Source organism: Planctomycetaceae bacterium, from assembly GCA_041398825.1.
GTDB lineage: Bacteria > Planctomycetota > Planctomycetia > Planctomycetales > Planctomycetaceae > F1-80-MAGs062.
Window position 1 is genome coordinate 243,092 of the sequence record JAWKTX010000003.1, and the last position, 18,481, is coordinate 261,572.

An 18,481-nucleotide genomic window follows, 5' to 3' on the forward strand; every position below is an offset into this window, starting at 1 on the left:
CACCGACTATCCTGGCTCCGGAATGAAGACACCTGGAGACATTTCCGGCAGGGAAAGAATCTCTGCTTCACGAGTTTCAGTATCAACTACGGCGACCGTCGGTTTCCGAAACATCCATCCGCCGACTTCACCTGGGTTTACGAATAAGCGTCCATGCCGATCCTTCGCAACACTCGATCGATGCGTATGCGCAAAGATGACGACATCAGCACCATCGATGCAGTTTCGAATGTCTTCCAGCTGATGGGCCATCAGGAAGTGAACGCCGTCGGGTGATCTCCAGCAGATCGCTCCAAAGCCGACAGTACCGATAATCTTCATCCCGCCGAGGATGCCGGTTTGATTGCCGTCGTTGTCACCAAAGCAGGAAATGACGGGGCACGTCAGTTTGCGCATAGACGGTACGACGAGCGGTGATACGAAGTCACCAGCCAGCAGAACTGCTCTCACCTGAAGGTAGTTAAAGAGATTGATTGCGTGCCGAAGATTATCCACGTTGTCGTGAATATCTGACATGATGCCGATTTTCATTCGGGAACATTCTTCCAGGGGGAGTTGAAAATGATCAGGGCACCAAAAATAAGGCCTGACGATGAAGGACATCGCCAGGCCGTTATTCGTTCAAGCGGGGCTCCTCAACGAATCGATCACAAAACCTTTGTCACACCGGGCATTGGAATCGCGTATTCGAGGTTCTCATTCGGAAGCACTGGCGGCGTGTCTTCAAAGCTATGGTACTGCTCCACTGGTGAGATGCGAACTTCACTCGCCAACGCATCTTTCCATGAAACAGGCTTCCCGGAATACGTCGCCATACGCCCCAGTACTGATGTCATACTACTGTAGGCACCGTACTCCGCTTCATTGGGGATTCGACCCGCTCGCAGGTCAGCGAACAGATCGTGGTGTTCCTGCTGGTGGCCATCATGCAGACCGCCGCGGCGTTTGCCGTTGGCGTCCTTCTTCGGGAACTCCCATTTCACATTGCCCTTCGCGTCATAGATGATCCCGTCAGCGAGGTGGCAAAATCCATCGCTGCCGTGGGCGTATTCATCCACTTCATTCCAGCAGTTTGGAATATGCCGACATTGACTCAGCAGTGGCACTTTTATGCCATCGCTGTCTTCATAAGTGAATTCAACGAAGTGATGGTCGTAGATCTCGCCGTATTCTTTTCCGGTTCGAACCTGACGCCCCCCCTGGCCCTGGGCCATGACTGGATAACCTTTCATCAGCCAGTTGATGACGTCCAGATTGTGAATGTGCTGTTCGGTGATGTGGTCACCGCAAAGCCAGTTAAAGTAGTACCAGTTTCTCATCTGGTATTCCATTTCTGTTTGTCCATCCTTGCGAGGGCGGACCCAGACACCAGCACCGTTCCAATAGCAACGAGTTGCCACAATTCGGCCGATGGCGCCATCATGAAGTCGCTGGATCGTTTCTTTGTAGATGGGTTCGTGGTGACGCTGAAGACCAACAGCCACAGCCAGATTCTTCGCTTTGGCTTCCTGTGCGACCGCAACTACCTTTCGTACACCTGCGGCATCGACAGCGACAGGTTTCTCCATGAAAACGTGTTTGCCAGCGTTGATTGCTGCTTCGAAATGCAGAGGACGGAATCCGGGAGACGTCGCCAGGATTACAAGATCGATGTCCTGCTCCAGAACCCGTTGATAGGCATCGAAGCCAACAAAACGACGGTCTTCAGGGACATCAACTTTGTCTTTGTGGGCTCTGACCAGAGTCTTGTGAGCACTCTCCAGATTGTCAGCAAATGCATCCGCCATCGCGACCAGTTTGGTCGGACCTTCCGTGTTCATCGCCTGCTCAGCGGCGCCACGACCTCGTCCCCCACATCCGATCAGACCGATCTTGATGGTTTCGTCGTAACTCGTGTGGGCAGCCATGACAGGGCTGAGTCCTGTCAGCAGGCTTGCTCCAGCGGTTGCTGCTGAACTGGTCTGCAGAAAACTGCGGCGGGTAGTTGAATCGGAATTGTTTTTCGCCATCGCTTTTGGGCTCCGGGTAGATCGGTGAATTTACAGCAAACCAAATGACCGTGTTTCCATGGTAACGTCTTGTTACCCCAGATCAAAGTCGGTCGAAGTTAAGGTAGATCGGTGGTACCCATGAGGTATCGGTCCACTTCACGTGCCGCTCCACGTCCTTCATTGATTGCCCAGACAACCAGGCTCTGCCCGCGTCGACAGTCACCGGCGACAAAGACGTTGCTGACGTTCGTGGTGTACTTCTCGTGTTCTGCCGTGAACCAACTCATCCCGCCGCGACCCTCGCGGATATCGATTCCAAGCTGCTGCGCTGCCGGATGTTCGGGCCCGAGAAATCCGAGTGCCAGGAAGACCAGGTCCGCAGGATATTCCTTCTCACTGCCCGGGATTGGCGTGAATGGAGCTCCACCTTCGGTGATTTTCTGCCAGTCGACTTCACAGGTCTTAACGGCCTTCACGTTGCCATTTTCATCACCAATGAATTCGAGTGTCTGTACGCAGAATTCGCGAGGATCGCGGCCAAACTTTGCTGCAGCTTCCTCATGACCATAATCCACACGGAACACGCGAGGCCACTGCGGCCAGGGATTGTTTGACGAACGCTGCAACGGCGGCTGTTCGACGATTTCAAAGTTGACAATCGACTTGCATCCATGCCGCAATGATGTGCCCAGACAGTCATTCCCGGTGTCACCACCGCCGATCACAACCACGTGCTTGTCTTTTGCATTGATGTGGTTTCCATCAGCCAGATTTGAATCCAGAAGGCTCCTGGTATTCGGCCGCAGGAAGTCCATCGCAAAATGAATTCCCTTGAGCTCCCTTCCCGGAGACGGCAGATCTCTTGGACGAGTAGATCCCGTACAGAGCACTACGGCGTCAAATTCACTCTTCAGCTTGTCCCCCGGGACATCCCGGCCGATTTCCGTGTTGGTAACAAAAGTGATTCCTTCCTGCTCAAGCAGTTTCACTCGACGTTCAACAATGTCTTTCTTGTCCAGCTTCATGTTCGGGATGCCATACATCAGCAGGCCGCCCACGCGATCATCCCTTTCAAAAACCGTCACCAGATGGCCAGCCTTATTGAGCTGGGCTGCGCAGGCAAGCCCGGCCGGGCCTGAGCCGACAACTGCAATCTTCTTCCCTGTACGGGCGGCGGGCGGTTCCGGAACAATCCATCCGTGCTCGAACCCATGATCAACGATCGCACATTCGATGTTCTTGATCGTAACCGGGGGTTCATTCACTCCAAGGCAGCAGGAACCCTCACACGGCGCCGGGCAGACTCGCCCGGTAAACTCAGGGAAATTGTTCGTCTTGTGAAGTCGGTCCAGAGCATCCCGCCAACGACCGTTGTAAACCAGGTCATTCCACTCCGGAATCAGATTATTGATGGGACAGCCGCTTGCCATATTGGCCATCATCTCGCCGGTATGGCAGAACGGAACTCCGCAATCCATACATCGCGCGCCCTGCTTTCGCAGTTCAGGCTCGTCCATGTGATTGTGGAATTCGTTCCAATCCAGAATTCGCAGCAGCGGTTCACGGTCGGTTGGTGTCTGTCGGGCAAATTCTTTGAAGCCTGTTGGCTTTCCCATGACTCTCTACTTTCATTCTTCAGAACGTTGTGCGTGAGTAACTGAACCAGAAGGACCGCCAGCATTGATGGGCGGATCCTTCTGCAGGCGTCAGCGAGAAGCAACAGCGGCTTGTTCTTCGGCAAGCTCTCGAAGTGCTCGTTTGTAGTCCACAGGCATGACTTTCCTGAATTGACGCAGGCTGTTGACCCAGTCGTTCAGGATTGATTTTGCCACAGTGGAGCCTGTGTATTTCAGATGGCTTTCGATCATCGTCTTCAGTTCAGACACATCCTGCTCTTCAACGACGTCCTCCAGTTCAACCATTTCCAGATTGCAATTCACGAGCAGCTTGCCCTCAGGGTCGAAGACGTAGGCAATGCCACCGGACATGCCAGCAGCAAAATTGCGACCTGTCTGGCCGAGAATGACGGCTCTGCCGCCCGTCATGTATTCGCAACCATGGTCCCCGACACCCTCGATAACAGCCGATGCTCCGGAATTTCGAACGCAGAATCGTTCGGCCGCCACTCCTCGGAAGTAGGCCTCACCCGACGTCGCGCCATAGAGCGCGACGTTTCCGATCAGGATGTTTTTCTCAGCGACAAAATCAGACGTTTTCGGTGGGTACACAATGATCCGCCCACCAGAAAGTCCCTTGCCGGTGTAGTCATTTGCATCTCCCTCAATCTCGATCGTTATGCCGTGGGCCAGCCACGCTCCGAGACTCTGCCCTGCCGAGCCCAGGGCTTTAATGTGGATCGTGTCTGTCGGCAGACCTTTGGCACCGTGGGCCTTGCTCACTTCGTTGCTCAGTATGGTGCCGAACGCCCGATCAATATTCTGAATGGTCGTATCAATCCGAACGTGCTTTCGTTCACGGATTGCGGGCTGACATTTCTCCAGAAGTTCCATGTCACGGACATTGTCGAGCGCATGATTCTGGTCGACGGTGCAGTAGGTGCCCACGTTTTCGTGAGGCTTCTTTGCCGGCGTCAGAATGGGCGACAGATCGAGGTGTTTTGCCTTCCAGTGGGCCACATTCTCGTCCAGTTCCAGCATATCAACACGTCCCACCATTTCGTTGATGGTCCGAAATCCCAGTTCGGCCATGATCTCCCGCGTTTCTTCGGCGACCATGAACAGGTAGTTGACGACGTGTTCCGGCTTGCCCTGAAATTTCCTGCGAAGTTCCTTGTCCTGTGTGGCTATGCCAACCGGACAGGTATTCAGATGGCACTTCCGCATCATGATGCAGCCAAGAGTGATCAGGGGGGCAGTTGCAAATCCATATTCTTCTGCTCCCAGCAGTGTTGCGATAACAACATCGCGACCGGTCTTCAGCTGACCATCCGTTTGCAGTCGAACCCGACTTCGCAGGTCATTCATCACAAGAGTCTGGTGGGTCTCTGCGATCCCCAGCTCCCACGGCAGCCCGGCATGCTTGATGCTGGTCAGCGGGGAAGCACCGGTACCACCTTCGAACCCTGAAATCAGGATGTTGTCGGCATGGCCTTTTGACACGCCGGTCGCAACTGTTCCCACGCCAACCTCAGAGACCAGCTTGACGCTGATTCGGGCGGCCCGATTCGAATTTTTCAAATCGAATATCAGCTGTGAAAGGTCTTCAATTGAGTAGATGTCGTGGTGAGGTGGCGGGCTGATCAAGCCCACACCCGGTGTCGAAAGGCGAGTCGCAGCAATGATCTTGTCGACCTTATGACCAGGGAGTTCGCCGCCTTCTCCGGGCTTTGCCCCCTGCGAAATCTTGATCTGCAGCTCGTCGGCATTGGTCAGGTACCACGAGGTCACGCCAAATCGTCCGGACGCGACCTGCTTGATCGCCGATCGACGCAGATCGCCATTCGGATCCGGTGTGAATCGGTCGTACTGTTCTCCGCCTTCACCAGTATTGCTTTTGCCGCCCAGACGGTTCATCGCAATCGCCAGTGATTCGTGAGACTCTGCCGAGATCGAACCGTAACTCATCGCTCCCGTGCAGAAGCGTTTTACGATTTCCTGAACCGGTTCGACTTCACTTAGAGGTACAGGTTTCCCCGTGCGAAACTTCAGCAAACCTCGCAGATTGCATGCACGCACAGTTTCTTTGTTGACCAGCTCTGCGAAATCGCGATAGGCATTCTTATCCCCGGTTCGAGCCGCTTGCTGAATCCGTCCGATCGTGTGTGGATTCCATGCATGCTTCTCTCCATTCCGTCGCCAGTGGTAAAGCCCGGGGTTCGGCAGCTCATGCGATATGCTGTCAGGATTCTCCGGGAATCCAAGATGATGTCGCATCAGGGATTCCTGCGCCAGTACGTCAAATCCCACACCTTTGATCCGGCTCTGAGTTCCGGCAAAGCAAAGGTCAATGACCTCTTTGGCGAGACCAAGTGCTTCGAAGATCTGAGCACCTTTGTAGCTTTGAAGCGTCGAAATGCCCATCTTGGCCATGACCTTCAACATGCCGTTTGCGACACCGGAGCGGTACGAAGCGATGATGCGATCGTCGTCCCAGTCTTCGGACAATTTGCCATCAACGCGAGCCTGTCGCAGCGCGTACAAGGCCAGGTAAGGGCTTACGGCATCAGCCCCATAGCCCATCAGAAGACAGAAGTGGTGGACTTCACGCGCCTCACCGGTTTCGACAATCAATCCGATCTGTGTGCGTTCTTCATGGCGCACAAGGTGATGATGAACAGCACCCGTCGCCATCAGTGCGCTCACGGGGACGCGTTCCGCGCTGATCGCCCGGTCAGAAAGAACGATCAGGCTGTAGCCATCGCGAATGGCTTCGCGAGCTTCGCGGCAGATTCGCTCCAGTGCCGGCTTCAGCCCTTCGGTCCCTTCGGCTCGAGGGTATGTGATGTCGATCGTTCTGCTGCGCCATCCGCGATAGTTGATCCCCTTCAGATTTGCCATCTGATGATTCGTCAGAATCGGGTGAGGAACAGCAAGGCGGTGACAGTGCTCAGCCTTGGTGTCCAGGAGGTTTCCTTCCGGCCCGATGTAACACTCCAGCGACATAATCACGTTTTCACGGATGGAGTCGATCGCTGGGTTCGTCACCTGAGCAAACATCTGATGGAAGTAATCATAAAGCATGCGAGGCTGTTCGCTCAGGCATGCCAGTGCAGCATCATTGCCCATCGAACCGATCGGGTCCTTGTCTGCCTTCAGCAATGGCAGCAGCATGAACTGCATCGTTTCGGATGTATATCCAAACGCCTGCATCTTGTTCAGCAGTTCCTGATCTACAATCCGTTCCGGTGGCTGAACTTTCGGAAGCTCGCTGAGCATGATCCGCTGTTCTTCCAGCCATTGCTTGTAGGGGCGTCGTGATGCAACGTCAGCCTTCAGCTCGGCGTCATCGATAATTCGCCCCTGCTCGAAGTCTACCAGAAACATGCGACCGGGCTGCAATCGCCCCTTGTAAGCGACGTTTTCGGGTTCGATATCCAGCACACCAACTTCGCTGGCCATCACGACACGGTCGTCTTTGGTCACATAATAACGGCTGGGACGCAGTCCATTTCGGTCCAGCGTGGCACCGATGTAGTGACCATCGGTAAACGAAATCGAAGCCGGGCCGTCCCAGGGTTCCTGCAATGCTGAGTAGTACTCGTAGAATGCCCGTTTGTGCTCCGGCATCGTCTGATGGTTTTGCCATGCTTCCGGCACCATCATCATGACGACTTCCTGCAGCGTTCGACCTGAGTGATACAGCATCTCCAGAGCATTATCAAAACAGCCGCTGTCGGACGTGTGAGGTTCCACAATCGGGAACAGTTTCTCGAGGTCGTCCCCGAACAATTCGCTCTTCATGATTCCCTGGCGGGCAAACATCCAGTTGGAGTTGCCTTTCACCGTATTGATTTCGCCATTGTGACTCATGAATCGCAACGGCTGAGCGCGGTCCCAGCTTGGGAACGTATTGGTTGCAAATCGGGAGTGGACCATGGCAAGGTGAGATTCGTAGTCTTCAGCCTGCAGGTCCTTGAAGAACCTGAGTACCTGAAACGAAGTCAGCATCCCCTTGTAAATGATCAGCTTTGTCGAAAGGCTGCAAACGTAAAACGCAAGCGCCTGTGACATGTCACTGTTGCGGAGTTTGTGGCTTGCCAGTTTTCGAATGATGAAGAGCTGCCGTTCGAACGCTTCAGCGTCCAGACCGGCCGAAGCCCCGACAAACAGCATTTCCATTGCGGGAGCAAAGTCGCGGGCGGTCTTGCCGATGTCAGCACCTTCAAAGTCGACGGGCAGTGATCGCCAGCCCAGCAACTTTTGGCCCTGATCGGCAATAAACTTTTCAACAGTTTTCTTGCAGGTCGCACGCTGCTCCGGGTCCTGCGGAAGAAAAACGATGCCCGCCGCATACTGTCCGGGCTCCGGAAGCGAGATGCCCATTTCTTCCCGGGCAACCCGCGTCATGAACTTGTGCGGCAGCGCCGTCAGCATTCCGGCACCATCGCCGGTGTTCTCTTCGCACCCACACGCGCCGCGATGGTCCATATGCCGCAGGATGCGGTCGGCATCATCGATAATTTGATGGGTCCTGAGCCCCTTGATATGAGCGACAAAGCCGACACCGCAATTCTCATGCTCATTCGCAGGATCGTACAAGCCCGTCGCTTCGGGAGCTCCGAAGGGTGGTCGGGATGTCATCGGATACTGAGTGCTGCGGGTCTCTTCCATGTCGTCGGCCTTTCAAATTCAACTCGTCTGGATATCCGGACTGATTGACAGCCCGGAATACCCGTTCAACCTGGGTTCTGCCGACTTGTGACCGGTCGGCGCGGCGTGCGCATCGATTCTGCCACCCGGACCGCATGACACACGAAACTGAGGTCAGCGAAGGTGGCTATCTGGCTTTCGCGGCCGCGATGGCGGCCCAGCGTTTCACCGCCGCGGAGGCGACAGTTGCGAACATGCAGTGTTCAACCACCCGATCCGCCATCGCGCAGTCGCACAAAACCGAACGCCTGACGGCATCAGCGGTTTGTACCCCAGCGGGATCGGTTGCGAACAAGTGATTGAGATTCGGCATTTGCGTGGTAGACAATACTGGATTTCTGAATCAAGCGTACCGGCGAATCACGCCTCCCACATCGGGAGAACGCCTCGTATCGCGTCCCGGTGAAACTCGCCAACTTCGCCGGAAGGCTTTACCATCGATTTCCGTTTTCAGCGGGATTCTCACACGTGCGCTAGCGGAAAACAAGTTTCACCGGATCAGTTCTGTGTCCACACTGAGCATTTGTCCAGAAAACAGATCTGTGGCTTACCGAAAAATCGCAAATATCGTGCGTTTCACGAGCCTTAAGGCATTCCAAACGCGAGAAATCCGACTCTGCATCGCAAGGGGAAGCCGTCAGGCAGCTGTCAGATCGCTGTTCTGAAACGCTTCGGGCGGTCACCTACCGGGACCTAACGGAGGATGGAAACATCTTCCAGGTCATTCAGGATTTCGGCTCGGCGGTTGCGAGACGCCTCGGCAGCCGGGATAGCCTCCGGACCGTCACTGAATGACAGACGCAGTCCATCGACTTCGATCTCCTGAATGTAATACGGCTGTGCCGATGTGAGGCGCGCGACCGAGGAGAGCGGATTATTGAAGATCCCCTGTCGCCGATTGCTGCTGGAATCTCCATTTTCCTGAGAATTCGGGCGAGACATAATCACATGGATGGCTGGCGTTCCCTGATAGTTGAGCGTTAATCGAATTTGTGAGCTGGAATTTTCGCCCACTTCGCGCGAAGGACGCTCTTCGGCTCGCGGCACGAAGTTCATTTCAAGGCCCCGTGGTGTCGGTCGATAGCCAGCCGTATGAAACACTGATTCGCCGTCCGAAAAAGTGGCTTCTGCGTCTGCCAGTTTCCATCCGGAAACCGCGGCCAGGGAAATCGCATTTCTGCCACCCGTGAAACGCCGGGTTGCGACCAGGGTCGAAGACAGGTAGTGCTGGGCCGAACGTGGCAACTGATCCGGCCCAAGCGATTTGGCGCACAAAAGAAGACCTGGAATTGGCACCCGAGCAACGATGGATTCGTTTTCCAGTAGTTCTGCGAGTCGGGCTTTGTCGTCGGAATGATAATACAGGGACACGAGGGCGATGGTGCTCTGGTCGTTTTCCAGTTTGTAGTCCATGTTGCAAAGGATCAGGTCCTCGGCATCGCGGTACTTCTGATGCCTTCCGAGCACCCAGGCACAGACCAGGTTTGCTTCCCAGTTTCGGTTCGAATAATCGTAGGCTTTCTGAGCCATTGCGACGGCGTTCTGGTCACCGTTCTGTTCCAGTATCAGCGAGAGGTTAGCCATGCTGCTGGCCATCATGTCATCCTGACGGAAGTGCCCGTCCCCGATTTCGGCCAGTCGCAGATAGGTACGCCGTGCTTCATCCAGTTGTCCCAGCTGTTGTTGCGTTCGCGCGACGTAGTACCAGTATGGCGGATAGCACTCCATGAATTTTTCCAGCCGCCCAAGCATTCGCAGTCGGCGTTCTCCATCGGGCTCAGACAGAACGTCCGACAGCTGATCGAGGTCCTGATCTCGCAAAAGCCAACGGTCCGGGATGTCATTTTTTCGGCTGAGACGCCAGAAACTGTCCAGAAACGTGCTGGAGCGGTTCATCAGACCAGAGAACTGAGATTTCTCGACGTTCCAGAGGTCCGAATCTCGCTTGATTTGCGTGCTGCGATAATCCCACCAGCTGTTGGCGCCGGATTGAATGACGGAACCCAGCTGTCCCGTTGCCACCTGGGCTCCGATGACAAAGATTTCGGTCCCCATCTTGCGCTGCATGCCGCGCCGAAACTGTTCGTCAATGACGGTTCGTTCACGCTCGCTGATCGAAAGTTGTCCGATTTCATCCAGAATCGCGCGGTACAGACTAATTACCTCAGGATCGTCAATCTGATTCAGGTCCAGATTGTTCAGGATACGCTGTTGTTCTTCCACAACAACATCTTTGCCGGGAGCTCGGCGAATTCGGTGCAATGCCGCTCGACAATAGTTCAGCGTCACAGCGGTCTGCCGGCGAACACTTTCCGCACCTGAAGCTCCACTGGGTTCATCTGCGATTGAGGCTGAATTTCCGAAGAGAATCAGCAGGAAGGCAGTCACCAGGATACGGATCGAGAGGACACGGATCAAGAAGGTACTGAGGTGGGATGAGTTCATGGGTTAGCGTCGCGTCTGATTCGAAAGCCACTGAAGCGGACGGTACTAAACTATCCATCGTTGGTTAGGCAGACTCATGTGACTGCACCGTACTTCAGTAAAGCTCCTGACTACACCGCTGACGGCTCATCCCTGAACCGCGCAGGCCTCTGACCGTCTATCGTTTCATTTCAGCACCGGAAGGCAACCATCAAACCGCCGGAGATCTGACATCTCCTTGCCATCTCGATTGCTGTGACGATTCCGCAACGTGGAGAATCGGCGAATTTTGCGGGGTCAGCAGTAAGTGCGCTGCCAATGTTGACTCAGTGACTGCAGTCGCAGCGGATTTCGCGGTTGGCGTCGAAAAAAACTGGTATAGCCTCAAGTTTTGATTTCGGGTTAGTATCGGCGTTCGTCATCGTCAACGGCTGCCGTTGGCTGGGGAAGAATGCTGGCAGGAGCGCTGGCATCTGGTGGGGATCGGTAATTCTCGATTTCAGAGGCGGAGCCTCTGTGGAGGTCGGTGTGCGCAAGAATTTCCTTTCGTTTTCACTTCCGTTGGTTGGTCAGGAAGAAATTGATGAAGTCGTAGACACTCTGCGATCAGGGTGGTTAACTTCCGGCCCGAAAACAAGGCAATTTGAATCGGAATTCTCTGAGGCAACACGATCGCACGGAGCGCTGGCGTTAAATTCGTGCACTGCGGGACTTCACATTGCCTTGAAGGCATTGAACATCGGCCCCGGGGACGAGGTCATAACGACTCCATTAACATTTGCCGCATCAGTAAATGTGATTGAGCATGTTGGGGCGACTCCGGTACTTGCAGATGTCGAACCGGACACGCTGAACATCGACCCGGCCAACGTTGAGCGAGCTATCACTTCCCGTACAAAAGCTGTCATTGCCGTCCACTACGCCGGGCATCCTGTCGAGCTGGATGCACTGCGAGATATTTGTCAGCGCCACCAACTGCATCTGATCGAAGACGCTGCTCATGGCATCGGAGCTGCTTTCCGAGGCCAGCCAATCGGCTCCGGAAACAACCTGACCGCTTTTAGCTTCTATGCGACCAAGAACCTGACCACCGGGGAGGGCGGCATGCTGACGGGGCCGACGGATCTGCTGGACCGGGCGAGAATCCTGAGTTTACATGGGATGAGCCGGGAAGCATGGAGCCGCTATGCCGCTGGCGGGAAGTGGGCCTATGACATTGTTGAACCCGGTTATAAGTACAACATGACTGACATTCAGGCAGCGCTTGGACTGCAGCAGCTTCGCCGGTTCGAAAAAATGCAATCGCGTCGCGCCGAGATTGTTTCTCAATATAACGCCGCATTTGCCCCACTCGCCGCTTTTCAGACTCCAATCACGCGACTACATGTGCAGAATGCATGGCATCTGTATGTGCTGCGACTGAACGAGTCAGAATTGTCCATCACGCGTGATCAGTTCATCGACGAAATGACCGCGCGAAACATTGGAACTTCGGTCCACTTCATTCCCATTCATTTCCACTCGTTTTACAGCAGCAAGTATGGATTGAAGAAGGGCGATTTCCCAGTTGCTGAAGATGCATTCCGCCGAATGCTGAGCCTTCCGCTCTCCCCATCCATGACGGATGAAGACGTCAGCGACGTAATCGATGCCGTGCTGGAAATACGCTCTGAGTTCTACTACCGACGGATGGCTGCTTAACGGCTAACCTTCTGCTTTCGGTTCCGACGCACATCGCGGCTGGGTCTTCGTCGTTGTTTGGCGATGGCACTGTATGTGACTATGCTTACCGAGTCTGGTGAGAATGGTCCACTGCAGGAGCTGTCGAATGCGTTATGCTCAACTCGCTTGTTGTCCCGGCAATCATGGTCTGTCTGGCATGAGTCATCGCCCGCGTGGCACGCACTGGTTTCGTGTGCTGATGGTGCTGGCAGTGCTCGGTATTTCTCAGCGTTCGATTCCTGCCGTCCAGAATATTGCTGTCGAAAATGAAGATTCGCGACCCTCTCTTTCTCTTTCTGAGTGGACGCTGGCTGAAGAAACGGTTTATGAAACACGAGTCATCGTTCGCGACTCCGGCGTATCCGGACCAGTGGTCCTATTGACCGGCGGTATTCATGGCAACGAACCCGCTGGAGCCGCCGCGGCAGAACAGATTGCCAAATGGCCGATTCATTGCGGCAAGCTGATCTGTGTCCCTCGCGCGAACGTACCTGCATTGACGGCCGGAACGCGTTACATACCGGATGTGGAAAAGGCAGTTCGTGATCTGAATCGCAACTTCCATCACGAAGAGGGCGTGGTCGCCCCAAAGGGTGAGCTTGCCGCTCATCTATGGACACTCATCGATCGATATCAGCCAGACTGGGTGGTCGACCTGCACGAAGGAATTGATTTCGGAAGGCTGAATAAAAACAGCGTGGGCAGTTCCGTGATTGCTTCCACAACGCCCGCCGCGGAGGCGATGGCGGAACTCCTGATTTCCTGTGTCGATCAGGAAATTGCTCTTGCTGACCGCAAATTCATGCTGCGAGGTCCGGCGGTTCGGGGAAGTCTTGCCAGGGCCGCTTCGGAGCAATCGAAGTCATGTTCAACACTCATTCTTGAAACGACCGTCAAAGGTCAGTCGCTCGCATTGCGATCGCGTCAGCATCGTCGGATGGTTGCGACACTGCTTTATCGGCTTGACATGATCAGTTCTCCTGAGCTTGCCAATCAGTTTGTTTTCGACGTCGATCGGCCCAGGTTGAATATTGCTTTATTTGACGATGTCGGCGTTGCTGGAAACGGGATCCCTTCACTTCAGAGTCTTTGGGGGGATCGGAACGATGTCACAATTGATCGGCTGTGTGGTGCCGATGTTCGTGCGGGTTCGCTGCAGCAGTTTGATCTGTTCTGCTGCAGTGGAGGATCAGGCAGCGCCCAATCGCGCTCGCTGGGCGAAGCCGGACGGGCCGAAGTGAAAAAGTTTGTGAACGATGGCGGCGACTATGTCGGCATCTGTGCAGGTTCGTACCTTGCGTGCAGCGGATTTTCGTGGGGGCTTGGCATCCTGGACGCGAAGACTCGATCGAACCTCTGGCGTCGAGGCAGAAGTACGCTACCGGTAGGATTCAATGACCACGGACAACAGTTTTTCGGCACATCAAGCAAAGAGCTTCCCGTACTTTACGCCAACGGCCCCGTCATCGAACCCCACGAACAGCCCGGGATTGAAGACTTTCAAGTTCTCGCGGTATTCAACGAAGAGGTTGCTCGGAATGAAACTCCCGTCGGACTGATGAAGGGAACTCCAGCCATCGTCCTTGGCACTTTTGGAAAAGGAGAAGTGCTTTGCATCAGCCCTCATCCGGAACAAACAAAGGGAGCGACCGACCTAATCGTCCACGCGCTGGATTCACTTTCGGATTGAGCCAGTAGATGAAGGCGAACGCGACCTGCCGGAAGGAAGTAGTCAGGCGAGACCTTCTGATTCAGACATGCATCAGGCGGCTTTCGGTTGGGACGTGCACCTGGTTGCCTGCTTCGGCGCAGGTTGCTTGTAGTTCTGCCACCAGATTCCGAATCGTTTCATGGCGGCGACATCCGGGCGCGGTGAAGACCGAACGACAGGTTTAGCGTTCATGCTGACTTCTCATCCCTGAGTTCTTGAAATTCAATCGGACAATAGCTCCGATCGCCGATTGACGTCAATGTCATTCTGAGGTTCCCCTGATTGCAATCACAAGAGTAAGCTCCAGCAGAGATTTCACGCGACTTTTGCCTGAATCCCCTCGGCTGATGAGGTCCAGCGATTGTCGATTTCCAGCCACAGCCTGATGTCCGGGTTTGGGCTGAACAATCTCGAACTGGATCTCCTGGATTCCATTTCCACGAGGAGCTGGGGCGGAAACATTGGTTCCACTGAATCGTTGTCCGATGCGACAGGGCCGATTCCAAGACAACTGATACTCAAGTCTACAACTTCTTCGTCGCGCCAAACCCAATATCCGCCAGCAACGGCTTTCCCACGCTCACAATGGACGCCAAGACGTCGCTACCGTTTGAGGTAGCCAACTCAAAGCTGAAATCTCTGACCGCTTCGTCTCCCCGTGAATGGAGGGCGCCGGACTCGGAGAATGTCTTCAAGCATCACTTCAGTGGCAATCCGAACTGCAACCCATGCTGAGTATCGTCACACCGATGATGACCGTTGCATCAGGTGCATGAGTGACAAAGAGTGTACGCACGGTCGATCTCCAGACCTCCGAATCCAGCTTTCCGTCATAGGGTATCACTCGAGAATGTGACCAGCCGTTTGATCCCAGCAGTTCGTCAATCTGGTCGCCAGCCATTGTGTTCGTCGTATGAACAAGGACCGGGACGACAGGAGGCCCGTAATCAGCCATTTTGCGACCTCTATCCCGTCACCTGGATCAACAAGGCGGCCATCATCCGACGTTACCATGTCCAGATCGTTGTCCAGGGAAATCAACGCGACGTCATAAAGCCCGGTCGATTCCAGGTGTTCAATCATCCTCCGTGCCACTGCGAAATACTCGACTACAGCCCATGCGGAAAAGGTCCGCGAGAACATCAGACATCGCTGCTCGTCGATCCGGATTATCCTCCAGAATCACACTATTCTGCACCTCCCGACACTATCGTAACACCACTGGCCAGCTGGAGTCGACATGAGAAAGAGTTTCCTGACGGCGCCCGGCATGATGCGAAAGCCCTTCAGTTCCAGCACTTGCAACGGCCAGCAATCCTTCTGCGTCAGAAACTGAAAGGTCCCTGACAGGCAGAGGTCCTGAACCCTGCCTCGCTCAATGTCAGATCCTCGGCATACATTGTGGGAGCGTGCACCGCCCAGCACCTGGGACATGTAGGTAGCACCGTCCGGCAAGACGAAGATACTTCCATTCTCGTCCTGAACGAACACGTACACACCATCCGCAATCCCCGGTTCAATCTCACGAGACCGAGGATCAGGATCGTATCTGCGGCTGTCCAGAGTGGACTCTTCATTCCGATTCATCTGAGAAACACGACGATTGGTTCCGGCAGGATGTTATCGTGATCGCAGTTCTTGATTCAATGACCGCAATATTGTCGGTCCGGGCGAGTCTTGTTGGATATCGACGCAGCACAGCAACGCGGCAGTCTACATTGAGAATCTGTGTCCCGTTGTTGAGTTCTGCGAGTGGGTGTCCCAGTCGGGCGTGACCGCGAATCAGCAGTGATGGCCGAAGTCGCCTAACGTTTGACGAATGATGGACGAGCCGCGTTGCCTGCGATCCGGATCATCAGGGCCGTCGTGCATCACAATGATGTCGCGCCGCACCCGTGAGCCGTTCAAGATGCAATGTGAAATCCTCATCGGGTTTGCGATGCGGCTTTCGTGGATTCCCAGCATGCCACCAATCCCGGCACCAGGCCGCTCAGCATAACTCGCTGACCGTCGAGATAATGCGAATTGGCGGAAATCCGTTGGGCTGGTGCCTCAGAGTTTCCAAATATGTCATGATTGCCTGCGACGCCGACAACCCATTTGAATTGCCTGGCAAATGCCTGCCAGACGGAGGTGACATCGCCTGACCCTCCACGTTTGTCGAGATTCGGAACGGTGTAGAAGTCTCCGGCCAGGATGACGCCCACTCGTTCCGGGATAATGCTCAGTTCCGGAAGCAGTTCAACGGCAAGTCGCTCCGGCAGGACCTCACCCAGGAGTCGCGGCGGTCCTCCGATTCCATCTTGAAATCGTTCCCGACCCTGCAGATCAGCCGTGGCGATGATCGCATCAGATCATCCGGCAGGCCGGACAGCTGGCCAACATGAACAGGCAGTCGATCGACGTAAAATGATCCCTGTCCCCGACCTGCATTGAGGAATGGGATCTCTGAAATGGGTTCGTTATTGAATGAAGTGATTCTCATCGCATGAAAGACAAAGTACATACGCTTCGGGTTCGTCAGGCAAATGAGTTGGGTTCAGTGTCAACGAAAAAACACCCCTGATCCGATTGCTCGAACCGGGGTGTCGATTGGCACTGACCGAACTGTTTACAGCTCAGTCGCTTCAACCTCGGTAACGAAGCGGCCGGCGTCACTGGACAGAAACGCGGCGATCACCTCGAACACGGCGTCACTGAAGCCGCCGACGTTCAGAATGTCACCTCGTTCCGGAGCCTGCGTTGTCTGGTAGGGCTGCAGGTCGATGCAGATCAGCTTCGGTGCGGCATTGCCGCCTGGTGCCTGTGGCAGCCGAGACTGATTGTCAACGAACTTCTGCCATTCCGTCATAACCCCGGTCGCTCCGTTTCGTCCGCCGTAGTACAGGCGGCCCTTGGTGATCCAGCTTTCGTTGTCGCTGGCCGGGACCGCCCCCGCGAACTTCCGCGTCGAGAACTTCGCGTTGGCCATCTGCAGCGGCAGCGAGCAGTCTGTTCCACCGCCTCCGTACTTCGCCAGCCGTTCCGAGAGACTCAGGATAGAGTCGGACGGATCGACCTTCACATCAAACGCACGGGTGTCGAACGGGATCACGACGCTGTCCGGGTTGCGACGCAGAATCGCTGCCGCCACAAGGGCGGCAACGTCCCCACCGCATCTTCGACGTCGCTCCACGACCACAGTTTCCCGTGACCGCGGACTGCATCGAACCTGAAACGTCAAGACCAATCACGATCGGTCCCGGCAACTCCGGCACGTTTCCACAGGCAATCTCGGCCGCCTTGTGCAGGCTCGCCTTGATCGTATTTGGGATCTCATCCGACACGTTTAGGTACGCAGCGAAATACTGGTACGGGAACTGTCGCGAACGACGAATTTCGTTTTCATCCGCCAGCCGGTCAGCCACGTACCGCACCATTTCCACGTCCTGAAAGACGCCGTGACGTTGCAGAGTATTCAGGTTCATCCGCAGCGCTGCGGTCCCATCGACAGGCAATCGCCGACCAGACCTGTGGACCGCCGTATCGACGGGAGATCCCAGCGGGCACGCAACGCCTGGCGACCTACGTCTCCCTGCAGCAGCGCGACCTGCTGTTCGGGGTTTCCGCATGACGGAACTCGACCAGCAACCGGACCTGCTCCCGGAAGATCACTTTCGGTTGCCGGCGCCCACTTCGGCTGCTCCTTATCCGTCAGCCAGCCAAACAGAGCACGCCGGCCGTTGTCCGCTGGCGTTGGTCGAGCCATCCGCAGGATGTCCCGGAGCGATGGATCGTGACCGATCGGCGCTGACAGCAACTTTTCCGGCGAAGCAGAGTTCAACCACCGCTGGAATGCCCGCTGCAGAGAACTCGACAGAGACTTCTTGCCGAACTGGCCCGAACGAATCATCTGGAACAGCGTCCGCAACACGACCGTTGTCGATGACTCGATCAAAAACCTGATGGAACAGAACCGTGTCCCGAGCCGCCAGAGTCGCCGCCAGGGCCGCCGACATGTCCTTCATGCAGGCTCGCTCCCGCGCAAAGACTGCCAGCTTTGCCAGGTACACGTTGTCGTTCACCTGATCGATGAGCGTCTTCAGCGTGGCAAGCTGAGTCTCAGCGCTTCGCATAGAACGTTCCGTTGAAACATCCCGTCGCCGCAAACTGCGGCAGCGCATGTTTCGGCTCCAGAGCATAGGCCGGTCCGCCCGCTTCGTTGCGAACAGTCGCCCGCGGCAGGATGGACTTCAAACTTGAAAACAATGTTCGATTTGCCATGGAAGAAGAGTGAAGTTAAAGAGTGAAGAGTGAAACTGGAG

The 18,481-nt window shown here is 55.2% G+C and carries 15 protein-coding genes; 3 read left to right on the forward strand and 12 right to left on the reverse strand.

Annotated features, from left to right (window positions below):
* Positions 1-6 precede the first annotated feature (6 nt).
* The 4 genes from R3C20_07285 to gltB all read right to left on the reverse strand — a co-directional run bounded on the left by R3C20_07285 (position 7) and on the right by gltB (position 8,281).
* A complete protein-coding gene (locus R3C20_07285; protein MEZ6040292.1) occupies positions 7-531 on the reverse strand; it encodes a YfcE family phosphodiesterase in 525 nt (174 codons plus the stop codon).
* Between the two features lie 116 nt (positions 532-647).
* A complete protein-coding gene (locus R3C20_07290) occupies positions 648-2,009 on the reverse strand; it encodes a Gfo/Idh/MocA family oxidoreductase (GenBank protein ID MEZ6040293.1) in 1,362 nt (453 codons plus the stop codon).
* Between the two features lie 98 nt (positions 2,010-2,107).
* Complete coding sequence (locus tag R3C20_07295; protein MEZ6040294.1) at positions 2,108-3,607, reverse strand: glutamate synthase subunit beta; 1,500 nt, start codon at positions 3,605-3,607, stop codon at positions 2,108-2,110.
* 90 nt (positions 3,608-3,697) lie between these two features.
* Positions 3,698-8,281, reverse strand: coding sequence for a glutamate synthase large subunit (gene gltB, locus R3C20_07300; protein MEZ6040295.1), 4,584 nt, complete (start codon positions 8,279-8,281; stop codon positions 3,698-3,700).
* A gap of 134 nt (positions 8,282-8,415) precedes the next feature.
* Here gltB and R3C20_07305 point away from each other — a divergent pair, with 134 nt between their 5' ends.
* Positions 8,416-8,619, forward strand: coding sequence for a hypothetical protein (locus R3C20_07305; protein ID MEZ6040296.1), 204 nt, complete (start codon positions 8,416-8,418; stop codon positions 8,617-8,619).
* Between the two features lie 394 nt (positions 8,620-9,013).
* Here R3C20_07305 and R3C20_07310 read toward each other — a convergent pair whose 3' ends face one another.
* On the reverse strand, positions 9,014-10,765 hold the full coding sequence (locus R3C20_07310; protein MEZ6040297.1) for a hypothetical protein: 1,752 nt from the start codon (positions 10,763-10,765) through the stop codon (positions 9,014-9,016).
* A 507-nt stretch (positions 10,766-11,272) separates the two neighbouring features.
* On the opposite strand from R3C20_07310, the gene R3C20_07315 reads away from it, so the two are divergent.
* A complete protein-coding gene (locus R3C20_07315) occupies positions 11,273-12,445 on the forward strand; it encodes a DegT/DnrJ/EryC1/StrS family aminotransferase (GenBank protein MEZ6040298.1) in 1,173 nt (390 codons plus the stop codon).
* Positions 12,446-12,572: 127 nt separating this feature from the next.
* Positions 12,573-14,156, forward strand: coding sequence for a succinylglutamate desuccinylase/aspartoacylase family protein (locus R3C20_07320; protein MEZ6040299.1), 1,584 nt, complete (start codon positions 12,573-12,575; stop codon positions 14,154-14,156).
* Positions 14,157-14,880: 724 nt separating this feature from the next.
* On the opposite strand, the gene R3C20_07325 is transcribed toward R3C20_07320, so the two are convergent.
* The 7 genes from R3C20_07325 to R3C20_07355 all read right to left on the reverse strand — a co-directional run bounded on the left by R3C20_07325 (position 14,881) and on the right by R3C20_07355 (position 18,440).
* Positions 14,881-15,132 (reverse strand): hypothetical protein, encoded by a 252-nt coding sequence (locus R3C20_07325; protein MEZ6040300.1) that lies wholly within the window; start codon positions 15,130-15,132, stop codon positions 14,881-14,883.
* Positions 15,133-15,359: 227 nt separating this feature from the next.
* A complete protein-coding gene (locus R3C20_07330) occupies positions 15,360-15,764 on the reverse strand; it encodes a hypothetical protein (GenBank protein MEZ6040301.1) in 405 nt (134 codons plus the stop codon).
* Between the two features lie 338 nt (positions 15,765-16,102).
* Complete coding sequence (locus R3C20_07335) at positions 16,103-16,384, reverse strand: hypothetical protein (protein ID MEZ6040302.1); 282 nt, start codon at positions 16,382-16,384, stop codon at positions 16,103-16,105.
* A gap of 404 nt (positions 16,385-16,788) precedes the next feature.
* Positions 16,789-17,310 carry a hypothetical protein gene (locus R3C20_07340; protein MEZ6040303.1) on the reverse strand — a complete coding sequence of 174 codons (522 nt, stop codon included), beginning with the start codon at positions 17,308-17,310 and terminating at the stop codon, positions 16,789-16,791.
* Positions 17,243-17,644, reverse strand: coding sequence for a TROVE domain-containing protein (locus R3C20_07345; GenBank protein MEZ6040304.1), 402 nt, complete (start codon positions 17,642-17,644; stop codon positions 17,243-17,245). The genes R3C20_07340 and R3C20_07345 overlap by 68 nt, the downstream gene beginning before the upstream one ends.
* 219 nt (positions 17,645-17,863) lie before the next feature.
* Complete coding sequence (locus tag R3C20_07350) at positions 17,864-18,292, reverse strand: hypothetical protein (GenBank protein ID MEZ6040305.1); 429 nt, start codon at positions 18,290-18,292, stop codon at positions 17,864-17,866.
* On the reverse strand, positions 18,279-18,440 hold the full coding sequence (locus R3C20_07355) for a hypothetical protein (GenBank protein ID MEZ6040306.1): 162 nt from the start codon (positions 18,438-18,440) through the stop codon (positions 18,279-18,281). The genes R3C20_07350 and R3C20_07355 overlap by 14 nt, the downstream gene beginning before the upstream one ends.
* Positions 18,441-18,481 lie beyond the last annotated feature (41 nt).